The sequence below is a fragment of the Blastococcus sp. SYSU D00922 genome, from assembly GCF_054050495.1.
This window is the reverse complement of record NZ_JBJGZL010000012.1, coordinates 58,777-80,973: the sequence shown is the minus strand read 5'-3', so window position 1 is coordinate 80,973 and position 22,197 is coordinate 58,777. Positions and strand designations below refer to the sequence as shown.

The 22,197-nt window shown below is 72.9% G+C and carries 20 protein-coding genes, 1 tRNA gene and 1 riboswitch; of the genes, 11 read left to right on the top strand and 10 right to left on the bottom strand.

Annotated features, from left to right (window positions below):
- The first annotated feature begins 20 nt into the window (after positions 1-20).
- On the top strand, positions 21-1,262 hold the full coding sequence (locus ACI78T_RS16480) for a beta-ketoacyl-[acyl-carrier-protein] synthase family protein (RefSeq protein ID WP_456559199.1): 1,242 nt from the start codon (positions 21-23) through the stop codon (positions 1,260-1,262).
- Positions 1,263-1,282: 20 nt separating this feature from the next.
- Positions 1,283-2,695: an acyl-CoA carboxylase subunit beta gene (locus tag ACI78T_RS16475; RefSeq protein WP_456559198.1), complete on the top strand. Its 1,413-nt coding sequence runs from the start codon at positions 1,283-1,285 to the stop codon at positions 2,693-2,695.
- Positions 2,696-2,822: 127 nt separating this feature from the next.
- Here ACI78T_RS16475 and ACI78T_RS16470 read toward each other — a convergent pair whose 3' ends face one another.
- Both ACI78T_RS16470 and ACI78T_RS16465 read right to left on the bottom strand, forming a co-directional pair.
- Positions 2,823-3,323: a DUF3145 domain-containing protein gene (locus tag ACI78T_RS16470; protein WP_116452324.1), complete on the bottom strand. Its 501-nt coding sequence runs from the start codon at positions 3,321-3,323 to the stop codon at positions 2,823-2,825.
- Between the two features lie 389 nt (positions 3,324-3,712).
- Entirely contained in the window at positions 3,713-4,852 is a 1,140-nt protein-coding gene (locus tag ACI78T_RS16465; protein WP_456559197.1) for a diguanylate cyclase domain-containing protein, read from the bottom strand.
- A 150-nt stretch (positions 4,853-5,002) separates the two neighbouring features.
- On the opposite strand from ACI78T_RS16465, the gene ACI78T_RS16460 reads away from it, so the two are divergent.
- Positions 5,003-5,896 carry a maleylpyruvate isomerase family mycothiol-dependent enzyme gene (locus tag ACI78T_RS16460; RefSeq protein ID WP_456559196.1) on the top strand — a complete coding sequence of 298 codons (894 nt, stop codon included), beginning with the start codon at positions 5,003-5,005 and terminating at the stop codon, positions 5,894-5,896.
- Here the strand turns inward: ACI78T_RS16460 and ACI78T_RS16455 are convergent.
- Positions 5,893-6,567 carry a TVP38/TMEM64 family protein gene (locus ACI78T_RS16455; protein WP_456559195.1) on the bottom strand — a complete coding sequence of 225 codons (675 nt, stop codon included), beginning with the start codon at positions 6,565-6,567 and terminating at the stop codon, positions 5,893-5,895. The genes ACI78T_RS16460 and ACI78T_RS16455 overlap by 4 nt on opposite strands.
- A 33-nt stretch (positions 6,568-6,600) precedes the next feature.
- Entirely contained in the window at positions 6,601-7,818 is a 1,218-nt protein-coding gene (locus ACI78T_RS16450) for a peptidoglycan DD-metalloendopeptidase family protein (protein ID WP_456559194.1), read from the bottom strand.
- Positions 7,819-7,829: 11 nt separating this feature from the next.
- Positions 7,830-7,982: riboswitch (cyclic di-AMP (ydaO/yuaA leader) on the bottom strand.
- Positions 7,983-8,198: 216 nt separating this feature from the next.
- Here ACI78T_RS16450 and ACI78T_RS16445 point away from each other — a divergent pair.
- Positions 8,199-8,272: transfer RNA gene (locus ACI78T_RS16445), tRNA-Ile, on the top strand.
- Positions 8,273-8,290: 18 nt separating this feature from the next.
- Here ACI78T_RS16445 and ACI78T_RS16440 read toward each other — a convergent pair.
- From ACI78T_RS16440 to ACI78T_RS16430, 3 genes are all read right to left on the bottom strand, one after another.
- Positions 8,291-8,824, bottom strand: a complete 534-nt coding sequence (locus tag ACI78T_RS16440) for a copper chaperone PCu(A)C (protein WP_456559193.1) — start codon at positions 8,822-8,824, stop codon at positions 8,291-8,293.
- Positions 8,825-8,844: 20 nt separating this feature from the next.
- On the bottom strand, positions 8,845-10,254 hold the full coding sequence (locus ACI78T_RS16435) for a basic amino acid/polyamine antiporter (RefSeq protein ID WP_456559192.1): 1,410 nt from the start codon (positions 10,252-10,254) through the stop codon (positions 8,845-8,847).
- Between the two features lie 70 nt (positions 10,255-10,324).
- Positions 10,325-11,593, bottom strand: a complete 1,269-nt coding sequence (locus ACI78T_RS16430) for an arginine deiminase (protein ID WP_456559191.1) — start codon at positions 11,591-11,593, stop codon at positions 10,325-10,327.
- Positions 11,594-11,929: 336 nt separating this feature from the next.
- On the opposite strand from ACI78T_RS16430, the gene ACI78T_RS16425 reads away from it, so the two are divergent.
- Both ACI78T_RS16425 and ACI78T_RS16420 read left to right on the top strand, forming a co-directional pair.
- The gene (locus ACI78T_RS16425; protein WP_456559190.1) at positions 11,930-13,003 is read left to right on the top strand and encodes a hypothetical protein; all 1,074 of its coding nucleotides are present in this window, start codon (positions 11,930-11,932) and stop codon (positions 13,001-13,003) included.
- Between the two features lie 114 nt (positions 13,004-13,117).
- Positions 13,118-13,534 carry a PaaI family thioesterase gene (locus ACI78T_RS16420; protein ID WP_456559189.1) on the top strand — a complete coding sequence of 139 codons (417 nt, stop codon included), beginning with the start codon at positions 13,118-13,120 and terminating at the stop codon, positions 13,532-13,534.
- Here ACI78T_RS16420 and ACI78T_RS16415 read toward each other — a convergent pair whose 3' ends face one another.
- Positions 13,535-14,824 carry a hydroxyacid-oxoacid transhydrogenase gene (locus tag ACI78T_RS16415; RefSeq protein ID WP_456559188.1) on the bottom strand — a complete coding sequence of 430 codons (1,290 nt, stop codon included), beginning with the start codon at positions 14,822-14,824 and terminating at the stop codon, positions 13,535-13,537. It abuts the gene before it with no gap.
- A 132-nt stretch (positions 14,825-14,956) separates the two neighbouring features.
- On the opposite strand from ACI78T_RS16415, the gene ACI78T_RS16410 reads away from it, so the two are divergent.
- The 3 genes from ACI78T_RS16410 to ACI78T_RS16400 all read left to right on the top strand — a co-directional run bounded on the left by ACI78T_RS16410 (position 14,957) and on the right by ACI78T_RS16400 (position 18,936).
- The gene (locus ACI78T_RS16410; RefSeq protein ID WP_456559187.1) at positions 14,957-15,925 is read left to right on the top strand and encodes a cyclase family protein; all 969 of its coding nucleotides are present in this window, start codon (positions 14,957-14,959) and stop codon (positions 15,923-15,925) included.
- Between the two features lie 8 nt (positions 15,926-15,933).
- Complete coding sequence (locus ACI78T_RS16405) at positions 15,934-17,580, top strand: AMP-binding protein (RefSeq protein WP_456559186.1); 1,647 nt, start codon at positions 15,934-15,936, stop codon at positions 17,578-17,580.
- Positions 17,581-17,760: 180 nt separating this feature from the next.
- On the top strand, positions 17,761-18,936 hold the full coding sequence (locus tag ACI78T_RS16400) for a serine/threonine-protein kinase (protein WP_456559185.1): 1,176 nt from the start codon (positions 17,761-17,763) through the stop codon (positions 18,934-18,936).
- Between the two features lies 1 nt (position 18,937).
- On the opposite strand, the gene ACI78T_RS16395 is transcribed toward ACI78T_RS16400, so the two are convergent.
- Positions 18,938-19,969, bottom strand: coding sequence for an ion channel (locus ACI78T_RS16395; protein WP_456559184.1), 1,032 nt, complete (start codon positions 19,967-19,969; stop codon positions 18,938-18,940).
- 86 nt (positions 19,970-20,055) lie between these two features.
- Here ACI78T_RS16395 and ACI78T_RS16390 point away from each other — a divergent pair, with 86 nt between their 5' ends.
- On the top strand, positions 20,056-20,562 hold the full coding sequence (locus ACI78T_RS16390) for a mycothiol transferase (protein ID WP_456559183.1): 507 nt from the start codon (positions 20,056-20,058) through the stop codon (positions 20,560-20,562).
- A gap of 50 nt (positions 20,563-20,612) precedes the next feature.
- The gene (locus ACI78T_RS16385) at positions 20,613-21,797 is read left to right on the top strand and encodes an acyl-CoA dehydrogenase family protein (protein WP_456559182.1); all 1,185 of its coding nucleotides are present in this window, start codon (positions 20,613-20,615) and stop codon (positions 21,795-21,797) included.
- A gap of 9 nt (positions 21,798-21,806) precedes the next feature.
- Here ACI78T_RS16385 and ACI78T_RS16380 read toward each other — a convergent pair whose 3' ends face one another.
- A complete protein-coding gene (locus ACI78T_RS16380) occupies positions 21,807-22,067 on the bottom strand; it encodes a hypothetical protein (protein WP_456559181.1) in 261 nt (86 codons plus the stop codon).
- Between the last annotated feature and the right edge of the window lie 130 nt (positions 22,068-22,197).

The following is a 22,197-nucleotide window of genomic DNA, read 5'->3' as shown; positions in this document are numbered from 1 at the left end:
CCATTCCAGGAGGAATCGTCATGAGCACGTCCGCCACCGACGTCGTCGTCACCGGGCTGGGCGCAACCACGCCGCTCGGCGGCGACGTCGCCAGCACCTGGGACGCCCTGCTCGCGGGGCGGTCGGGGGTCAGCCGCATCACCGACGACTGGGTCAAGGACTACCCGGCCCAGCTCGTCGCCCGGCTCGCCGCCGACCCGACCGAGCAGCTCGACCGGGTCCGCGCCCGCCGCCTGGACCGCAGCCAGCAGGTCGCGGTCATCGCCGCCGAGGAGGCGTGGCGCGACTCCGGCGCGGCCGACGCCGGCGTCGCCCCCGAGCGGGTCGCCGTCGTGTTCGGCACCGGCATCGGCGGCGCGCTCACCCTGCTCGGTCAGGACGACGTCCTGGAGGAGAAGGGCCCCAAGCGGGTGTCCCCCTTCACCATCCCGATGCTCATGCCCAACGGTCCCGCCGCGGCCGTCGGCCTGGCGGTCGGCGCCAAGGGCGGCGTGCACGCGCCCGTCAGCGCCTGCGCGTCCGGCGCGGAGGCCATCCGCTGGGGCCTGGACCTGCTGCGCTTCGACCGCGCCGACGTCGTCCTCGTCGGCGGCACCGAGGCCTGCGTGCACCCGCTGCCGATGGCCGGCTTCGCCGCGATGCGCGCGATGTCGACCCGCAACGACGAGCCCGAGCGCGCCTCGCGGCCGTTCGACAAGGCCCGCGACGGCTTCGTGCTCGGCGAGGGTGCGGCCGCGATCGTGCTCGAGCGCGCCGACGCGGCGAAGGCCCGCGGTGCCCGCGTCCACGCGCGGCTGGCCGGGGCGGGCGCCACCGCCGACGGCTACGACCTGGTCGCCCCGCACCCCGAGGGCGAGGGTGCCGGCCGGGCGATCGGCGCCGCGATCCGCGACGCCGGCCTCACCCAGACCGACATCGGCCACGTCAACGCGCACGCCACCTCGACGCCGGTGGGCGACACCGCCGAGGCGGCCGCGATCCGCAGCGCGATCGGCGAGCACGTGCTGGTCACCGCCACCAAGAGCCAGACCGGCCACCTGCTCGGCGCCGCCGGGGCGCTGGAGTCGGTGTTCACGATCCTCGCGTTGCGGGAGCAGGTCGTGCCCGCGACCGCGAACCTCGACGACCCGGACGACGACGCGGCCGTCCAGGCCCTCGACATCGTGCGCCACGAGCCCCGGCGCACCACACTCACCGCCGCCGTGAACGACTCGTTCGGCTTCGGCGGCCACAACATCGCGCTGGTCTTCACGACGGCCTGACCCAGGACCCCGAGGTACCCGTGACCACAGTGCAGGCCGCCCCCGTCCTCCCCTCCCCCGATCCGCGCGACCCCGAGGACCGCCTCCAGCGGTTCTTCGACGACGGCTCGATGCAGCTGCTCGCCGCTCGCGACACCTCCGGTGTGCTCGCGGCGCGAGGCACGGTGGCCGGCAGCCCGGTCGTCGCCTTCTGCACCGACGCGACGGTGATGGGCGGCGCGATGGGCGTCGACGGGTGCCGGCACATCGTCGACGCCATCGACACCGCGCTTCGCGAGCGGGTGCCCTCGGTCGGCATCTGGCACTCCGGCGGCGCCCGGCTGGCCGAGGGCGTCACCGCGCTGCACGCCGTCGGCGAGGTGTTCGCCGCGATGGTGCGGGCGTCCGGCCGGATCCCGCAGATCTCGGTCGTGCTCGGCCCGGCTGCCGGTGGTGCCGCCTACGGGCCGGCCCTCACCGACCTCGTGATCATGGGGCCCGCCGGCCGCGTGTTCGTCACGGGCCCGGACGTCGTCCGCTCGGTCACCGGCGAGGTCGTCGACCAGGAGCAGCTCGGCGGACCGGACACGCACGGCCGGCGCAGCGGCGTCGTGCACGTGGTCACCGACTCCGAGCCGGCGGCGCTGGAGACCGCCCGCATGGCCGTCGACCTGCTGGCCGCGCAGGGCACGTTCGCGCCGGCCGAGGACGAGGAGGACGTCGACCTCAGCGCCTTCCTGCCCGAGCAGAAGCAGCGCGCCTACGACGTCAAGCCGCTGATCGCCGGTGTGCTCGACGGGCCGGGCCTGGAGCTGCACCCGCGGTTCGCGCCGAACGTCGTCACCACGCTGGGCCGGCTGGCCGGGCGGACCGTCGGCGTCATCGCGAACAACCCGCTGCGCCTCGGTGGCTGCCTCGACTCCGCGTCGGCCGAGAAGGCGGCGCGGTTCGTGCGGATGTGCGACGCCTTCGGGATCCCACTGGTCGTGCTGGTCGACGTCCCCGGCTACCTGCCCGGCGTCGGCCAGGAGTGGGACGGCGTCGTGCGGCGCGGGGCGAAGCTGCTGCACGCCTTCGCCGAGGCCGTCGTGCCGCGGGTGACGCTGGTGACCCGCAAGTCCTTCGGCGGCGCGTACATCGCGATGAACGCCCGCTCGCTGGGCGCCACCACCGTCTTCGCGTGGCCGGGTGCCGAGGTCGCCGTCATGGGCGCGAAGGCCGCGGTCGGCATCCTGCACCGCAAGAAGCTGGCCGCCGTCCCGCCCGGGGAGCGCGAGGCGCTGCACGCGCAGCTGGCCGAGGAGCACGAGCGGATCGCCGGCGGTGTGAACCGGGCGCTGCAGATCGGCGTCGTCGACGAGGTCGTCGAGGCCTCGCAGACCAAGCGCCGGCTGGTGGCCGCGCTCGCCGCCGCCCCGCCCGGACGCGGCGCGCACGGCAACATCCCGCTCTAGCCCCGGGAACCCGGGCAAAGAGAAAGGCCGCCCGGACGCCGCTTCCCCGACGGCGCCCGGACGACCTGGCTCTCAGGCTACGACGACTTCCGGGACCGGGGCCGGGTCTCGTAGCGGAATCGTGACGTCAGACGACCTGGTGCAGCCAGGTCACGGGGCTGCCGTCGCCGGCGTGGCGGTAGACCTCGAGGTCGGAGTCCCACGCGGCGCCGAGCAGCTCGTCGACGCCGTGGCGGAAGGCCTCGGCCGACGTCGCCGTGGCCGCCAGGTGCCGCAGCTGCTGCTCGCTGATCATGATGTCGCCGTTGGCGCTGGTCGGCGCACGGAAGACGCCGTGCCCGGGCACGTAGGACATCCGCTCGCCGTCGTTGCCGTGGCTGGCTTCCTCGGTGACCTCGAAGCGGAGCATCGGCCACGCGCGCAGCGCAGCGACGAGGCGGGCGCCGGTACCGGGCGCACCGGTCCAGGCGACCTCGGCACGGAACGAGCCGTGCGCCGCGGGCTGCTCAGCCCACGACAGGGAGACCGGCGCGCCGACGACGCGTTCGAGCGCCCACTCGACATGCTGGCAGAGCGCCTTCGGGCACGCGTGCACGAAGACGACACCCTGGGTAGACCGTCGCTGCACGAGGCACCTCCATCGACTCGATTGGTCTCGTCTTCCCCTACGGACCAGTCGATTCGGTGACGCGCTGTATTCGGCAGTGACGAAGCAGGGCTTCCGTGACCAGTTTGCACGATCGAGGGGTGATCGCGCCAGCCCAGTCGTGACGGTTGGGACGAATGTGACGGATGGTCACTGCTGGTGCGTCTTGTCGCTGGTCAAACGCCAATACCACGACCGGCGCCGTGTCGTCCAGCAGAGCGCGCGCGTTCCGGAGGGGCGCGCGGGAGCGCCTCGACGACCCGCCGGACGGCTGATCCGGCGACGTGATCCAGATCGCTGGCCTCGTGACGCACGGTAGTCGACGGAGCGGCTCGGCGGTACCTGCGACTCGCGGTACCCCCGCAGCGGGGTCAGTACGCGAGCATCGTGACGCGGTCGCCGCCACCGCTCTTGGAGCGGTACATCGCCGCATCGGCGCGGTGCATCAGGTCCTCGACGTCGTCCCCGGGCTCGACCTCGGCGACGCCGACGCTCGCGGTCACGCCCTGTGGGCCGCCCACCTGGGCGACGGCGGCACGGAGGCGCTCGGCGAGCATCTCGCCCGACGAGCTCACGGAGGTGTCGGCCAGGACGGCGAACTCGTCGCCGCCCAGCCGGGCCACCGTGTCGGTCTCCCGGACCGCGGCACCGAGCGCGGCGCCCACGGCGCGGAGCATCGCGTCGCCGGCCGCGTGCCCGCCTGCGTCGTTGACGGCCTTGAACCCGTCGAGGTCGACGAGGCAGACGACGGTCTGGTGGCCCCAGGCGGCGTCGTGGACGGCGTTGGTGACCCGCTCGAGGAACGCCCGGCGGTTGGGGATGCCGGTCAGCGGGTCGGTCGCGGCCAGGGTCTCCTGCGTGCGGATGAGCATGACCTGGCGGTCGTAGGCGGCCCAGGAGTTGGCCGAGGCCATGGCGCACACCATCGTGATCGAGCCGAGCAGGCAGAGGAAGAACAGGCCGGAGGTGCTGACGTCGGGCAGCTCCACGAAGAGGAGGTAGCTGCCGGTCATCACGCTCCCCATCGCGACCACGCCGTAGGGCGAGTAGGCGACGGCCATGAAGGTCAGGGTGAGGAAGAGCAGGCCGTCCAGCGGGCTCGACGAGCCGCCGTCCAGCCGGGTGCCGACGATCACCACGACCGTCGTGAGCACGCTCCACGCGTAGAACAGCGACGGCCCGCGGGAGTCGCGCATCATCGCCTCGAGCGGCAGGAGCAGCAGGCCAGGGACCCCGACGATGACGAGGCCCGCGAGGGCCAGGATGACCGGGTGGTGCCGGCCGGGCGTCTCGGTGAGGAAGGTGTAGCCGACGACCGTCCACGCGGCGACCTCGGTGAGCAGCACGCCGTAGCGGACGTGGCGGACCCAGTAGGCGGCCCGGTCGTCGTCCTCGGCGAGCGGTCGGTAGAGCCCCGCGCGCAGCGCGGCGGCCAGCCGGCGCACAGGGCCCGGCCGGGCGACGACGGGCGCGGTGGCGGCCCGGCGGTCTCCAGGCGGTCGTTCGGTCACGGATCTGCGATCGGCCCGGTCCACACCTTCCTTGACCCGCCCCTCACCCCACGGGGGGAGAGCGATTGCCGGGCGGACGTGGCGCGTGCCACGCGATGACCTGCGGTTCTCCATGCCTGCCCGCTCCCGGCCGCGGGTAGGGCGACTCCCGTGGGACGACACCAGGGCATGGCGGACGCCGGGCGCGACGAGGTCGCGGGCCGGGTGCTGCGGGCGTGGGACGTGTTCATCGAGCAGGCGGCGTCGGTCGACCTCGACCGCCCCTCGCGGCTCCGCGGCTGGCGGGCGCAGGAGATCTGCGTGCACCTCGGCTGCTGGGACGACCACACCGCGATGGCCGACCTCATCGCCTCGGCACGCGCGGGAGGAACGGGCACTCCACCGGACGTCGACGCCACCAACGCCCGGGTGACCGCCGCGCACCGCGACGCCTCGCGGGAGGAGGTGCTGGAGGGGCTGCGGCGCAACCGCGAGGCGACGGCCCGCTACCTCGCCGAGGAGCCCGAGGATCTGGACACCGCGCTCACCGTCTCGGTCGTCGGGCGCATCCCGCTGCTGAGCGTCGTCCTGGGGCAGGCCTACGAGCTCGCCGTCCACGGCCTGGACCTGGTGTCGTGCGGCGCCGCTCCCCCGCCGCCCGACGTCCTGCAGTCAGGCCTGGCCGCGCTGGCCGACGTCACGGGCGGGCTGGCCGCCTCCATGGCGATCGACGGCGAGGTCACCCTGGCGACCCCGGACGGCGGCTGGACGTTCGTCTCGTCCGGCGGTGGGTGGACGGTCCACCAGGTGCCGGCCGGGCGGATCGAGGGCCCCGCGGTCGAGGGGCCGGCCGATCTGCTGTTGGAAGCGGCCTCGGGGCGGATCAACCCCGTGCCGGCCGTCGCGCGCCGGAAGCTCAAGGTGCACGACGTGGGCGGCCTCCTCCAGCTCGCGCCGATCGTGCAGGCGGTCCCCGGCATCCCGGGCGGCCCGATCCTCCAGCTCGCCGCGCGCACCGTCGGCGGCGCCGGCGGCATGCTCGGACGGCTGTTCCGGAAGGGCTAGACCGGCTCCCGCTCGGGCGCCGGACGCCGCCGGCGCCACGCCAGGAAGCCGACCCCGGCGAGCACGAGGACCACGACGCCGACCGGCACGACGGTGACGGTCGTGGCCCAGTGCGCCAGGACGCCGGCCGAGGCGCCGACCCCGACCTGCACCAGGGTGCTCGGGACGAGCCCAAGCGCGGTCGACAGCGTGTAGGGCCCGAGCCGGACGGCGGTGAGGCCCGCGCCGTAGCTGAGGACGACGAACGGCATGACCGGGAGGAGCCGCCCGGCGAGCAGCGCCCAGAAGCCCCTGTCGAGCATGAGCCGGTCGACGCGCTCCATCCGCTTCCCGGCCAGGCGCGCGACGGCCGGGCGGCCGAGCAGGCGAGCGAGGCCGAAGGCGGCCAGCCCGCCCAGGAGCCCGCCGGCGAGGGCCACCGCCAGGCCCGCCTGGAAGCCGACGACCACGCCGAGCAGCACCGAGACGGCCGACCGCGGGACCGGCGCCAGCAGCACGACGGCGACGCCGAGGACGATCCCGGCCCAGGTCCAGGGGCCGGCGCCGTCGACCCAGGTCCGCACCGTGCCGACGTCGGGGAGCTCGACGGTGACCGCGAGGAGCAGCCCGGCGAGCACCACCAGGCCGAGGACGGCGGCACGCACCCAGGTGCTGTCGACCGCCGTCCTCACCCGTCCATCCTCACCCGGGGCGGACGCCCGGGGTCAGCAACCCCCGCCGAGAGAGATGCCGCGAGCGCTCAGCCACGGCACGGGGTTCACCCGGTTCGCGTAGAGGCCGCCGGTGTGCACCTCGAAGTGCAGGTGCGGTCCGGTCGACTGGCCGCGGTTGCCGACCTCGGCGATCTGCTGGCCGGCCGTCACGACCTGCCCGGCGGACACGAACATCTGGTTGACGTGCCCGTAGAGGGTGATGGTCCCGTCGCCGTGCTGGACCGCGACCGCCAGGCCGAAGCCGCTGGCCGGGCCGGCCTGCAGGACGATGCCGTCGGCCGGCGTGAAGACCGGCGTGCCGATCGGGGCGGCGATGTCGACGCCGGCGTGCAGCGTGCCCCACCGGTTGCCGTAGCAGGAGGTGACCCGGCCCGTGGTCGGGGCGATCGCGCCGGCCGCCGCGGTGAGCGTGCTCGCGGCCGCCCCCGCCTGCTGGGCCGCCCAGGCGGCCTCGGCGTCCCGGGCACCCTGCAGCGCGAGGAGGCGGATCTCGGCTTCGCGCAGCTGCCCGTCGAGCGCGGCCTTCTCCGCGGCGGCGGCGTCGAAGGTGCCCTGCGCGGCGGCCAGCTGCTCGTTGACCGCGGCCTCCTTCTCCGCCGCGGTGCGGGCGAGCCGGTCCCGCTCGGCGACGGCGGTGCGCGCCGCCCGGTCCGCACGGCGCTCCCGGATCTCGGCCGCCTCCAGCTGGTCGAGCACCTCCATGCGCTGCTCGCCCAGGTGCTCGAGCGTGGCCGCCTGCTGGAGCACCTCGGTCGGGCTGTCGGCGTCGAGCAGGATCGCGACGTCACCGAACGTGTCGTCGCCGCCCATGTAGGCCTCCCGGCCGACGTCCGAGACCTGCTCCTCGGCGTCGTCCACGGCGCCGCGCGCCTCGGCGAGCCGGGTGGCGGTGGCGGTGGCCTCCTCCTGGGCGGCGGCCAGGGCGGCCTGCGCCGCGAGCGCCTCGCCGGCGGCGGCCTCCGCCTCGACGGTGAGCCGCTGGAGGGTCTCCTCCGCCTCGGCAACGCGGGCCGAGATCTCGGCGACCCGGGCTTCGACGGCGTCGTGCTCGCTCTGCGCCTCGGCGGTGCGGTCGCCCGGAGCGGCGTGGGCCGTCGCGGTGCTCAGCAGGAGGGCCGCGAGGGCTCCGGCGACGAGGCCGGCCCGCCTGGTGCGGTGCCGGAGCTGGTTCTGGGCAGGGGTGATCTCGGTGTGGTGCAGGGTCGCCAAGGCGACGCGTCTCCTGTTCTCCGCGACCGCCTACCGAGTTAGCTGACGGGTTCGGGCCGGAAATGCCCTACTCACCCGCGTCCCCGAAACGCGCGGGCGTGATTCACCCCAGTACTGCGGTGGTTCCCCGGTCCGCGCGGACATCGGTCCGGCACGGTTCGGCGGGGCCCGGCCGATGCCCTCTGGGTTCGAGGGCGGCAGCTCGTCCGGACCGCGGACGACGGTACGTGGGGCAGGAGTGAAAGTCACGGCGAGATAACGAGCCGCAGGTCAGCCCTCCGAGCCGCGGCGGACGGCCCTCGCCGGGACCGGAAACCGCCGGTTCCGAGCCCCTCCACCACCCGTTCCCGGAGGGGCCATCTGGCAGGCTGGAGGCCGTCGGGGCGGTAGCTCAGCCGGTCAGAGCATGGGACTCATAATCCCTGGGTCGTGGGTTCGAGCCCCACCCGCCCCACTCGAGTCCCCGGGTGCCTCAGAGCGGCGGGCTGAACCTGTCCGGGCGCACGTCGGTGTAGGTGCCGACGGGCACGCTCAGGGTCAGCGAGCCTGCATCCCGGAACTCGAACGTGACCGGGACGTCCAGGCCGCTGCGCAGCCGCTCCTGCAGCCCCGTCAGCTCCAGGTGCGCCCCAGCCACGTCGCGGACCACGGCGACTCCGCCCGGCGGCACTGTCACCGCGACGTCGGCGTCCGGTGGGTCGTCGCCGTCGCGGAGCACGACCTCGTCGGCAACGTCGCTGCTCGCCCCTATGAGCTCGTCCTCGTCCTCGCCGTCGTTGGCGATCGTCAGGAGCAGGGCGGCGCTGTCGCCGGCGACGTGGAAGCTGCCGCGTGTCCCGGGAGAGGCGATGGACACGCTGAGCAGCCGGAGGGGGCCGATCCGACCGTCGACGCTGTCGAGCTGGAACCTCGTGTGCTCGTAGCTCGACGGGCCGGTCCGCAGCGCGCTGCAACCGGCGAGCAGGACAACGAGCAGGAGCGTCGCGACGAACCCGGCGCGCTTCACGTCGCCTCCAGGGAGTGGCGTCAGATGGCGATGAAGCCGGTCGCCAGGCCGGCGATGCCGGTGATCCCGGCGGCCACGATGACGGCGCAGAGCACCGCCTCGGTGGGGCTGAAGATCCGGCGGCCCCGTTCGCTCCGCGCCTTCACGTACAGCACCGTGGCCGGGGCGAGGATCACCGTCGCCAGCAGGAGGAAGGTCAGGCCGGCGGCCTCGAACAGGAACAAGGTGTACGCGGTGGCGATCCCGGCGACGACGGCCTCCTTGCGCCGCGTCCGCCGGTCGACACCGTCGTACGACTCCCCCGTCAGACCCAGTTTCAGGGCGTAGGCGGCAGCGAGGAAGTACGGGATCAGCGCGAGGCAGGTGCTCAGGTCGAGCATGAAGTTCAGCGCGTCGGTCAGGACCAGGGTCGCCGCGAGGAGTCCTTGCACGGCCAGCGAGGTGACGACGAGCGCGGTGATGGGGGTGCTCCGGTCGTTCTCCCTGCCGAGGAAGGCGGGCATGTCGTCGTTGCGGGCGGGGATGAACATCACCTCGGCCGCCATCAGCGTCCACGCCAGGTACGCGCCCAGCACCGACACGACGACGGCCGCGCTGATGAACCAGCGCCCCCAGTCCCCGACCACCGATTCGAACACCCCGATCATCGACGGCTGACGCGTCGCCGCGATCTCCGGCTGCGGCAAGACGGCGTAGCTCGACAGCGTCACCAACGAGAAGATCGACAGCACGCTGAGGAAGCCCAGGACCGTCGCCCGTCCGACGTCCTCGCGCCGCCTGGCGTACCGCGAGTAGACGCTGGCGCCCTCGATGCCGATGAACACGAACGTCGTGATGATCATCGTGTTGCGGATCTGCTCGTCCAGGGAGCCCAGGTCGCCGTAGCCGGTTGCGATCCAGTTGTCCGCGAAGACACCGGCGTCGAACGCGATGAACAGCACGACGACGAAGACCAGGATCGGCAGGATCTTGAACACCGTCACGATCCGGTTGATGACGGCGGCGTCGCGGACCCCACGCGCGATGAGGGAGTGGAAGAACCAGACCCCGGCCGTGCCGAGGGCGACGGCGAGAACCGTGTCGCCGTCGCCGAAGGCCGGGAAGAAGGCACCGAGGGTCGCGGTGATGAAGACCCAGTAGAAGGTGTTGCCTGCGACGGTGCTCGCCCAGAACCCGATGGCGGAGTTGAAGCCGACGTAGTCGCCGAAACCGGCCTTGGCGTAGATGAAGACGCCGGAGTCCAGGTCGGGCTTGCGGATGGCGAGGTTCTGGAAGACGAAGGCGAGCATCAGCATGCCCGCCCCCGCGATCGCCCATGCGATCAGCGATCCGAGGATCCCCGTCGCCACGCCGAAGCGGGCGGGCAGGGAGAACACCCCGGCGCCGACCATGCTGCCGACGACCATCGCGGTCAGCGTGGGCAGGCTCATCCGGCCTGGCGTCGGCGTCGGGACCTCGGCAGCCGTGTCCACCCGCGGAGCTGTGTCCACCATGCCCGGCTCAGAAGTCGACGGGATCGCGGATGATCGGGCAGGTCATGCAGTGGCCGCCGCCTCGCCCCCGGCCCAGTTCGGCTCCGACGATGGGGATCACCTCGACCCCCGCCCGGCGGAGCACCTCGTTCGTGTGCGTGTTGCGGTCGTAGGCGAAGACGACGCCCGGTGCGACCGCGACGACGTTGTTGCCGGAGTCCCACTGCTGGCGCTCGTTCGCGTAGGCGTCCCCGCCCGTCCCCAGCACCCGGAGCTCGGAGAGCCCGAGAGCGTCGGCGACCACCTCGGGAAACGACCTCGTCTCCTCCGTGACCTCGACCGGCTCCCTGTCGCCGGGCCGGAGGCTGAAGGTGTGGATGCCGTCGACGATGTCGAGGTAGGCCGTGGCGATGTCGCGGTCGGCGAACGTGAACACCGTGTCCAGGTGCATCGCCGCCCGCAGTTTCGGCATGCCGGCGACGAGGACCCGCGAGGCGGCGCCGTTCTCGAAGAGGGCCGCCGCGAACTGCGTGATGGCCTGCCGTGAGGTGCGCTCGCTCATGCCGATGGCGACGGCCCCGTTGCCGATCGGCATGACGTCACCGCCCTCCAAGGTGGCCAGCCCCCAGTCGCGGTCCGGGTCGCCCCACCACACGGTGGAGCCCGCGAAGTCCGGGTGGAAGGTGTAGATCGCCTTGTAGAGCAGGGTCTCGTCGTGCCGGGCCGGCCAGAACAGCGGGTTGAGGGTGACCCCGCCGTAGACCCAGCAGGTGGTGTCGCGGGTGTAGAGCGTGTTCGGCAGCGGCGGCATCAGGTACTCCCGGACGCCGGTCGACTCGCGGGCCAGGGCGACGTAACCCGGGCGGAAGTCAGCGGGCAGGTCCGCGGTGGACAGCCCACCGACGAGGAACTCCGCCAGCCGCCGGTCCGGCAGCCCTTCCAGGAACTCCCTTGTGGCGTCGACCAGCCCGAGCCCCACTTCGTTGACGGTGATCTTGCGGTCCAGGATCCACGCCTTGGCCTCGGGGATCGCCATCGTCTCGGCCAGCAGGTCGTGCAGCTCCACCACCTCGACGCCGCGGGCGCGCATCTGCTCGACGAAGTCCGCGTGGTCGCGGCGGGCGTTGTCCACCCACAGGACGTCGTCGAACAGGAGGTCGTCGCAGTTCCGCGGGGTGAGCCGGGAGTGGGCCAGGCCCGGCGCGCAGACCAGGACCTTGCGGAGGACGCCCACTTCCGAGTGGACGCCGTAGGAGACGGTCGTCCGGGCGGTCGGTGCCAGCGTTGTGGTGCTCACGGCGGTTCTCCGGGAGACGCAGGAAACCGGTCGACGCGGCGACGACGGACGGAAACCGGGCAACCTGGCCTCGGCCGAGGGCGACGCAGCTGGCGTCGACGACGTCACGACGGCGAGTGAGCATACGACCGCTCCGGGGTGCGGGGAACCGGTTCTCGCGCTCTGCTGGCGATGCCGTCTCACCGGCTGTAGCGGTACCGTGACGGCTCGGCCGAACGCGCCGTCGGCCGGTGGCCGAGCGGCCGACACGACGTGAACAGCGGTCACCTCCGTGGACGTCCTCCGTTGGACGGGACACGCTGGAGGGGACGTCGTTCCGAGCCGCGGGGGAGCTGCATGGCGAAGCACAAGGGCGATCGGCCGAGGGCCGGCCGCTCGGTCTACGTGCTCGGGACGACGTGCGGCACGCTCGCCGTCGCCGCGGTCGTCTCCGCCGTCTACCCGGTGCCCTACCCGACCGCGCAGCGCGACGAGCTGCCCGTCACGAGCCAGGACGACGTCCTGTCGACGCTCGACGACGTGTGGTTCCCGGTCGACGAGTCCGAACCGACGGGCGGGCCGCTGCAGGTGCCGGACATCGGTGTCGTGCTCGAGGACTACGACGAGCGCTACTCAGCGCTCGAGGCGGCGCGCGCCAAGGAAGCGGGCGACGACTACGTGCCCGCCTCTGACGACGACGACGTGGACGCCCGGATCCCGGCGAACCGCTACGACTCCCTCGACGAGCTGGACAACCCCGTCGAGCGGCTCCCCGCTCCCCCGGCCCCGCCCGCAGAGCCCCCGGTGCTCGGCCCCCCGGTGGTCGGACCGCCGGCCCCGCCACCGCCGGCCACCCCCGCGGTGACCGACCCGACGCCGGCCGCCCCTGCCTCGCCGTCCACGCCACCCGCGACCCCGCCCCCGACGCAGACGCCGCCGCCCCCGTCCGAGGAGCCGCCGCCCCCGTCGGAGGAGCCACCGCCTCCCCCGCCTCCGGCGGACACGACCCTCGCGCTGGGCGAGCGGTACGAGCACAAGGCCGCCGACGGGACCGTCGACTTCACGATCACCCTCGTCCGCGTGGAGGCCGACATCGCCTGCACGGCCGGCGCCGTCACCCCCGAGAACGGCCACCTGCTCGGCCTGCACGTCGAGGTCGCCGACCCGACCCCGGCCGCCGAGGGGACGCCGCCGTCGCCGAGCGCCGCGGACTTCCGCTTCGTCGGCGCGGACGACGCCGTCACCGCCGACGTGGACACCGCCGCCTCCGCCGGGTGCCTCGCCGACGGCTGGCCGAACGGCCGCCCCGGCCCCGACGCCCCGGTTGCCGGCACCGTGGTCCTCGACGTGCCGGCCACCACCGGCACGCTGGTCTACCGGCCGGCGGACTGGGCGGCGGGCATCCGCTGGAGCCTCCCGCCGGCCGGCTGACTACAGCCACTGGAGCGATGTCGTTCCAGTCACTGCACCGAGCGCTCGTCGGGCGCCCGACCCCCGGCGACGCGGGCCGTGCGAGGCTCGCCCTCCCCGACGAGAGGCGGCTCGATGCCCTCCGACAGCATGTTCGACGCACGCGTGAGCGCCGTCCTCGGCATCCCGCTGCACCGCTTCCTCGGGCTGGAGCTGCAGGACCCGGACGACCCGCCGGCGGGCATCTGGTTCCCGGTCGCCGAGCCCACGCTGAACCCGGGCGGGCTGCTGCACGCCGGGGTCATCTACACGCTGATGGACGTCGCCTGCTTCCTCGCGCTGATCCGCCGCCTCGAGGACGACGAGCACGCCGTCACCCACGACATCACGGTGTCCCTGCTGCGACCCGTCTCGCCCGACAAGCGGGTGGACATCACCGGGACGGTGCTCCGACGCGGCCGCTCGGTCGCCTTCATGCGCGCTGACGCGACGGTCGACGGCCAGATCGTCGCGGCCGCCTCGGTCACCAAGAGCGTCGTCCGGGCCGGCTGATCACCACAGCGACATCGACCGGCGGAAGATGCCGGCGATGTCGTCCTCGGTGACCTCCTTGGGGCAGGTGGCGAGCAACCGCTGCTGCTTCATCGTGCCCTCGACGAGGTCGGGGATGTCGTTCTCCCCGAACCCGACCGCGCCCACGCCGTTCGGGATGTCGATGTCGCGCATGAGGTCGGCCAGCACCATCGGCAGGAACTCCTCCGGCGCGGTCGGGATGCCCGCGTTCGGCGCCAGCAGCTGGGCGGCCCGCACGTGCCGGTCCGGCGCGGAGTCGAACGTGAACCGGAAGGCCTCCGGCGCGGTCAGCGCGACCGACATCCCGTGCGGCACCATCGGCTCGTCGGCCGGGTAGTCCTTGGGGTGGAAGTCCTTCACCTGCCCGGCGATCGGGTAGGCGTTGGCGTGCGGGATGTGCACTCCGGCGTTGCCGAACCCCATGCCGGCGAACGTGGCCGCCATCGCCATGTCCGCACGCGCCTGCACCTCGTCCCCGTGCCGCACAGCCCGGCGGAACGACCCGGCCAGCAGCGACAGCGCCTTCTCCGACCACATGTCCGAGATCGGGTTGGAGCCGCAGTACGGCACCCGCTGCTCCGGCGTCTTGTGCTCGTAGGTCGTGTACCAGCGGGCCGTGTAGCTCTCCAGCGCGTGGCACAGGATGTCCATCCCCGACGCCGCCGTCACCCCGGGCGGCTGGGTGAGCGTGAGCGCCGGGTCGATCACCGCGAGCGTCGGCCGCAGCCGGGCGTGGCTGATCCCCGTCTTCACCCGGGCCGAGATCACGTCCATCACGCAGATCGTGGTGCTCTCCGAGCCGGTTCCGGTCGTCGTCGGGACGGCGACCAGCGGCTTGAGCGGCTGCGACGGCGCCTCGCCCTTGCCGACCGGCACGTTCACGTAGTCCATGAGCTCGCCGGGGTTGGTGGTCAGCAGGTTGATCGCCTTGGCCGTGTCGATGCTCGAGCCGCCGCCCACGGCCACGAACGCGTCCCACGGCCCGGTCGAGCGCGCCTCGTCGATCGCGGCGATCAGGCTCTGGTCGGTCGGCTCGACGTGCACCCCGTCGTAGACCTGCGCCTCGATGCCGAACTGCGCCATCTGGTCGGCCACGCGCTGCGGGAGGCCGGTGGCCGACAGGCCGGCGTCGGTGACCACGAGCACCCGCTGGACGCCGTACTTGCTGAGGTCGTAGCCGATCTCGTCCGACGCGCCGGTGCCGAACTTCAGCTGGGGCGCGCCGTAGGTGAAGACGGACTCGGGGTGGGCGGGCGTAGCGGTGCTCATGGCGTCCCTCTCGGCGGTCGGGCGGGGTGCGGACGGGGGTCGGTTGCACCGAATGTTGCACGCGGTTGTGGTCGGCACCACACCGGCAGACACTCCGGGATGCCACTCCCCTCTCAGCCCCTGGAGGCCTCCATGACCGACGCAGCGACCACCCCTCCGGCCCTCGCCGACCTGCTCAAGGACGCCCCCACCAACTGGGGGAAGTGGGGCGAGGACGACGAGGTCGGCGCCCTGAACTACCTGGGCCCGGAGCAGGTGCTCGCGGCGGTGCGGCTGGTCAGCGAGGGCAAGGTCTTCACGCTGCAGCGGCTCATCGGCGACCCGAAGGGCGACCCGGTGTGGCCCGGGCGGACCCCGGCCGTGCGCACCCAGGTGCTCGACGAGGGCGACTGGGACGAGGGCGGCAAGGGCCCCGAGTACCCGGGCGGGCTGCACTACGCCGACGACAAGATCGACGCCTACCTGCAGGGGTCGACCCAGTACGACGCCCTGGGCCACCTCTGGTACGACGGCAAGATCTGGAACGGGTTCGACGCCCGGACGACGATCGGCGGCCTGGAGAAGGCCAGCGTGCAGCCGATCGCCGAGAGGGGCGTCGTCGGCCGCGGCGTGCTCCTGGACATGGCGCGCTTCCGCGGCAAGAACACCCTCGACAAGGGCGAGACGTTCACCCACGAGGACCTGCTCGAGTGCGCGAAGGCCCAGGGCGTCGAGATCCGGAAGCGGGACATCCTGATCGTCCGGACGAACTTCCTGGCGCTGTTCCACGAGCAGGGCGAGGCGTTCTACGAGGGCTTCAACGAGCCGGGCCTGGTCTACAGCCCCGAGCTCGTCCAGTGGTTCCAGGAGATGGAGATCCCCAACCTGGTCACCGACACCATCGCCAACGAGGTGACGATGGACCCGAACAACGGCGTCGCCCTCGTGCTGCACAGCGCCCTGATGCGCAACCTCGGCGTGACGCTGACCGAGATCGCCGACCTGGAGACGCTGGCGGCCGACTGCGCCGAGGACGGCCGGTACGACTTCCTCTACGTCGCCGCTCCGCTGAAGGTCGCCAAGGCCGCGGGCACCCCGGTCAACCCCGTCGTCATCAAGTAGGCGCCCCGGTGAGCGCCTACGACGAGCGCCCCTGGCTCGCCCGCTACGGCGACCAGCCGGCCGACTACGACATCGAGTTCGACGACGCCCTCGGCATGTTCCGGGCGGGGGTGGCGCAGGACCCGTCCGCCGTCGCGCTGCGCTACTTCGACGGCGTGATCACCCGGCAGGAGCTCGACGAGCTCAGCGACGGCCTGGCCGCCGGCCTGGTCGCCCACGGGTTCGCCCCGGGCGACCGGCTCGCGGTCTACCTGCAGAACGTGCCGCAGTTCGTGATCTCGATGGTCGCCGCGTGGAAGGCCGGCGGGGTCATGGTGTCGATCAACCCGATGAGCCGGCAGCGGGAGCTCTCCTACCTGCTGAAGGACTCCGGGGCCACGGTGCTGGTCTCCCTGGAGGCGCTCTACGACCAGATCGCGCGGGAGGTCGTCCCCGACACCGACGTGAGGCTGGTGCTCACCACCAGCGAGCTCGAGTTCCAGACGAGGAACGACGACCGCCTCTTCGCGGGCATGTCGCGGCAGCGGCACGAGGGGACGACGGACTTCTCCGAGTTCGTCGCCGAGCACCGGGGACAGGCGCCGCCGCCGGTCGACCTGGGCCCCGACGACGTCGCGTTCCTGACCTACACCTCGGGGACGACGGGCGTGCCCAAGGGCGCGATGAACACCCACCGGAACGTCGTCTTCACCGCGCAGGTCTACCGGCACTGGACGCACGCCGGGCGGGACGGCGCGATCTTCGGCATCGCCCCGCTGTTCCACATCACCGGGCTGATCGGGCACATCGCGGTGAGCATGCTGGTGCCGGCGCCGCTCGTGCTGGCCTACCGGTTCGAGCCGCAGGTGGTGCTCGACGCGTTCGCCGAGCACCGGCCGGCGTTCACCATCGGCGCGATCACCGCCTTCAGCGCGCTGCTGAACGCGCCGGGCTTCACGAAGGACCACTTCGCGTCGTTCACGTCGATCTACTCGGGCGGGGCGGCCATCTCCCCCACCGCCGAGAAGGGGTTCCTCGAGGCCACCGGCAAGCAGGTGCACAACGCCTACGGCCTCACCGAGACGACGTCCCCCATGACGGTCACGCCGTTCGGGTCGCCGTCCCCGGTGGACCCGACGTCGGGGGCGCTCTCGGTGGGGGTGCCGGCGCCCAACACGATCGTCCGGATCCAGGACGACGACGGGCAGGACCTGCCGCTGGGCGAGATCGGCGAGATCGTCGCCGACGGTCCGCAGGTGGTAGCCGGCTACTGGGGCAAGCCCGAGGAGACCGCGGCCAACCTGCCGGGCGGGGCGCTGAAGAGCGGCGACGTGGGCTTCATGAACCCCGAGGGATGGGTGTTCATCGTCGACCGCAAGAAGGACATGATCAACGCCTCGGGCTACAAGGTCTGGCCGCGCGAGGTCGAGGACGTCCTCGCCGAGCACCCCGCCGTCCGCGAGTCCGCGGTGGTGGGCGTGCCCGACGAGAAGCGCGGCGAGACGGTGAAGGCCTTCGTCAGCCTGAAGCCCGGCGCCTCGGTGACCGAGGACGAGCTGATCGCGCACTGCAAGGAGCGCATGGCGGCCTACAAGTACCCGAGGAGCGTCGTGCTGGTCGACGAGCTGCCCAAGACCGTGACCGGCAAGATCCTCCGCCGCGAGCTGCGCGGCTGACGTCGACCGACTGCAGGAACGGCGCCGGTGCGCCAGGCTCGGGGCATGACCTCACCGGACCCGCAGCCGCGCGACATCGCCATCGAGCAGGAGACCGCCGAGGTGGAGGCAGACCTGGAGGCGCAGAGCGAGCCGGAGAGCGACGAATCCTGACCGCCGCCCGCGGGTACCGACCCGATCATGAACGCTGACACCGGACCGCAGACCCGCGTGGTCGCGGGGCGCTATGCGCTCGGCGAGGTCCTCGGCAGAGGTGGCATGGGCACCGTCTGGCGGGCCACCGACACGGTGCTCGAGCGGCAGGTGGCCCTCAAGGAGGTCACCTTCTCCATCCACGTCACCGACGAGGAGCGCGCCGTCCTGCGCGAGCGGACCATGCGCGAGGCCCGGGCCGCCGCCCGCCTGGACCACCCGCACGTGGCCACCGTCTACGACGTCGTCGAGGAGGGCGGCAAGCCGTGGCTGGTGATGAAGCACGTCGACGCGCGCAGCCTGCAGGACCTGCTCGAGCAGCACGGCCCGCTGCCGCCGGTCGCCGTCGCCCGCATCGGCCTCGACCTGCTCGACGCCCTCGACGCCGCCCACGCGATCGGCGTCGTGCACCGCGACGTCAAGCCGGCGAACGTCCTCGTGGCCTCCGACGGGAGCGCGTGCCTCACCGACTTCGGGATCGCCACGACGACGGGTGACTCGAGCCTCACCACGCAAGGCGCGCTCATCGGCTCGCCGTCCTACATGGCCCCCGAGCGGGCCAACGGCGAGGAACCGCGGCCGCCGGTCGACCTGTGGTCGCTGGGCGCCACCCTCTACGCCGCCGTCGAGGGACGACCGCCGTTCGACCGCGGCGAGGCGATGGCCACGCTCATGTCGGTCGTCTCCGAGCACCCCGCGCCGGTGCTGCGCGCCGGGCCGCTCGAGCCGGTGCTGCAGGGCCTGCTGACCAAGGACCCCGCCCGACGGTTCACCGCCGCCGACGCCCGGCCGCAGCTGGCGGCCGTCGCGGCCGGCCGCTTCCCCACGCCCCCGCCCACCTCTCCGCCGCCCCCGGTCCCCCGCCGGCTGCCCGGCAGCTCGATGGAGCGGATCGAGGGCGAGGACCTGCGGGCGCTCGCGTCCTCGTCGAAGGCGCTGCTGGGCTCGGTGGCGCGCGACGCCCGCGACCAGGCCCGGCACCTCGCCGACAAGAGGCGGGAGCGCAAGGAGGCCGAGCGGCGACCGGCCGCCGCTCCCCCACCACGGCGCCGCCGGTTCAAGCGGCGCTGGGTGGTTGTCCCGGTCCTGCTGACGGTCACGATCGTCCTGCTGCTGCTCGTCGGCGCGGGGCTCGCCCTGGCCGCGGTGTTCGGACTGCTCTGAGTCAGCGCTCCGCGGTGAGGCGGCCGTCGTCGATCCGCTGCGCGGCCACGTAGTACAGCGTCGTCCCCGGGGGCACCGGCGTGTCCCAGGACGGGCTGACGACGAGCCCGTCGTCCCCGCGCACGGCCAGCACGGTCGCCCCGAAGGTTCGCCCGAACCAGGTCTGGCAGTCGCCGAAGGTCGAGTGCGGGAAGCCCGCCGGGACGCGCATCGAGTAGGTGTTGCCGTGCCCGCCGCTGCTCATCAGGTCGTTGTAGATCTGCGTGATGCCCGGGTCGGTCGCCTCCTCCGACAGCAGGAAGGGCATGTGCCACTGCACCGCCTGCACGCCCGGGTTCACGTACCGCAGGTTCTCCCGCCGGCCGAGGTCGCGAACCGCCGCCACCAGGTGGATGTCGGGGTTGGCGTGGTCGACGGCGACCGCGATCGCCAGCGTCTCGTTGTCGTCGCGCCCGTCGATGACCGCCGTCCGGGCGCGCTGGACGCAGGCCCGCGTCATGACGTCCTCGTGGGTGAGATCGCCGCGGACGAAATGCACGGCGGGCTGGTCGGGCAGCGGGTTCTCCGGGACGTCGTCCCAGGCGCACAACGCCACCTGGAACCGCCCCTCCGCCGTCAGCTCCTCGACGATCCGCTCGGTGCGCCCCGGCCAGTAGCCGAGGAGGACGACGTGCCCGGACAGGTCCAGGGGAACCACACCTCTCAGACGCCGGCCCCGGATCGACTGGAGGGCACCGGCCAGCTGGGTGAACAGGAGGGTGAGCGTGACGATGCCGCCGACGATCACGTAGGCGCCGATGATCCGGCCCCCGGTCGTCGCGGGGAAGACGTCGCCGTAGCCGACCGTCGCCGACGTGACCAGGAAGTACCACCAGTAGGTGCCGGGGTCGGCGATGTCGCTGTCGGCGGTCTCGAGCAGCGCCATGCCCAGCCAGCTGGTGAGGAACACGAACAGCGCGACGGCCAGGGGCAGCCGCCACCCCTTCAGGCGCAGCCGCAGGTACCGCGCGAGGCGCACGATCAAGAACGGCACTGCGTCACTCCTGGCGAGTTCGGAGGGTCAGCGCAAGCTACCGCCCCGCGTTACCGGAGGCCCCACGTCCGGGTAGCGCACCTCCCATGCGCAGCCGTGACCTCCTCGCCTACGCCTTCGACCAGGTCCACGACACCCTGCGGTCCGCGGTCGAGGGGCTGTCCGCCGACGACCTCGCCCGCCCGGTCGCGCCAGGCGCCAACACGATCGCCTGGCTCGCGTGGCACCTCCTGCGCGTGCAGGACGACCACGTCGCCGAGGTCGCCGGACGCGAGCAGGTCTGGACCTCGGAGGGCTGGGTGGAGCGGTTCGCCCTGCCGTTCGACGCGGCGGCCACCGGCTACGGCTTCGACCCCGACCAGGTCGCCTCCGTGCGCGTGCCGTCGGAGGACCTCCTGCTCGGCTACGCCTCGGCTGTCCACGCCCGGACGGCGGAGTTCCTCGGCGGTCTGACCGACGACGACCTCGACCGGGTGGTGGACGAGTCGTACGACCCGCCGGTGACGCTCGGGGTCCGGCTGATCAGCGTGCTCTCCGACGACCTGCAGCACGTGGGCCAGGCGGCCTACGTCCGCGGTCTCCTCCCGGGCTGAGCAGCGGCCACGGCGCGCGGCGCGGCCCTCGCGGCCGTACCGTCCGTCGGGTGAGCGACCTGAGCCCCGACTTCTACGCCCTGGAGGAGCTCCTCGAGCCCGAGGAGATCGAGATCCGCGATCGGGTCCGCACCTTCTGCGAGAAGGAGGTGACCCCGCGGATCAACGAGTACTGGGAGAGGGCCGAGTTCCCGTTCGAGCTGGTGCCGCGGCTGGCCGAGGTCGGGATCGTGGGCGGCACCATCGAGGGCTACGGCTGCCCCGGCATGAGCGCGGTCTCGGCCGGGCTGGTCGCCGCCGAGCTGGCCCGGGCCGACGGCAGCGTGGGGACCTTCAACGGGGTGCACAGCTTCCTCGCCATGCAGTCGATCGCCCTGCTCGGGAACGAGGAGCAGCGCGAGCGCTGGCTGCCGGAGATGGCGCGGCTGGAGAAGATCGGCGCGTTCGGGCTCACCGAGCCCCAGCACGGCTCCGACGCCGTCGGCCTGGAGACCTCGGCCCGACGGGACGGCGACGCCTTCGTCCTGAACGGGCAGAAGAAGTGGATCGGCAACGGCTCCATCGCCGACTACGTGATCATCTGGGCCCGCGGCGAGGACGGCGCGGTCGGCGGCTACGTCGTGGAGAAGGGCACGCCCGGCTGGTCGGCGACGGTCATGACGGGCAAGACGGCGCTGCGGGCGGTGTGGCAGGCCGAGATCACCCTGGACGACGTCCGGGTGCCGGCCGAGAACAAGCTCGCCAACTGCCACTCGTTCAAGGACGTGTCCCAGGTCCTCGACCGCACGCGCTACACCGTCGCCTGGCGTGCGCTGGGCCTGGCGACCGCCTCCTACGAGCTCGCCCTGGCGCACGCGCTCCAGCGGGTGCAGTTCGGCCAGCCCATCGCGGGGTTCCAGCTGGTGCAGGACAAGCTGGCGCGGATGCTCGCCGAGATCACGTCGATGCAGCTGATGTGCTGGCGGCTGTCGAAGCTGGCCGACGCCGGCCGGATGACCGCGGCCATGGCGTCGCTGGCGAAGATGAACCACGCGGCCAAGGCCCGGGCGATCGTCGCCGACGCCCGCGACATCCTCGGCGGCGACGGGATCCTCATCGACCACCACGTCGCCCGGCACCACGCCGACATGGAGGCGGTCTTCACGTTCGAGGGCACCGACTCGGTGCAGGCGCTCATCGTCGGCCGGGAGATCACCGGCCTCTCGGCGATCAGCGGGCGCAAGCCCACCCGCTGACGGACGAGCTCAGCGCGCCGACGTCAGCGGCTGGACGCGGGCGGCGACCCGCCGGCACTCGGGGCAGGCGGTCCGGCCGCTGCCCACGCGCTCCCACTTCTGCGATCCCCACACCTGGACGATGGCGCCGCAGACGGCGAGCTCCACCTCGCCGTCGAGCTCGGCCGTGGGCCGGTGCGCCTCGACCGCGTGCCAGGGATGCGACTGCTCCTTCTCGTGGCCGAGCGACCAGCGATCGGGTCGCGCGAATCCCACGGCGTACGTGTCCACGACCTCCCTGTGCCCCGCCTCACAGGCGGTCAACCGCCACGAACGGGGGAATCCGGACGATCCCGAGCCGCACGTGTGCCGAGTCCTACCTGCGGGAACAGCCTCGTCGGGAGAAGCAGCCTCCCGACGA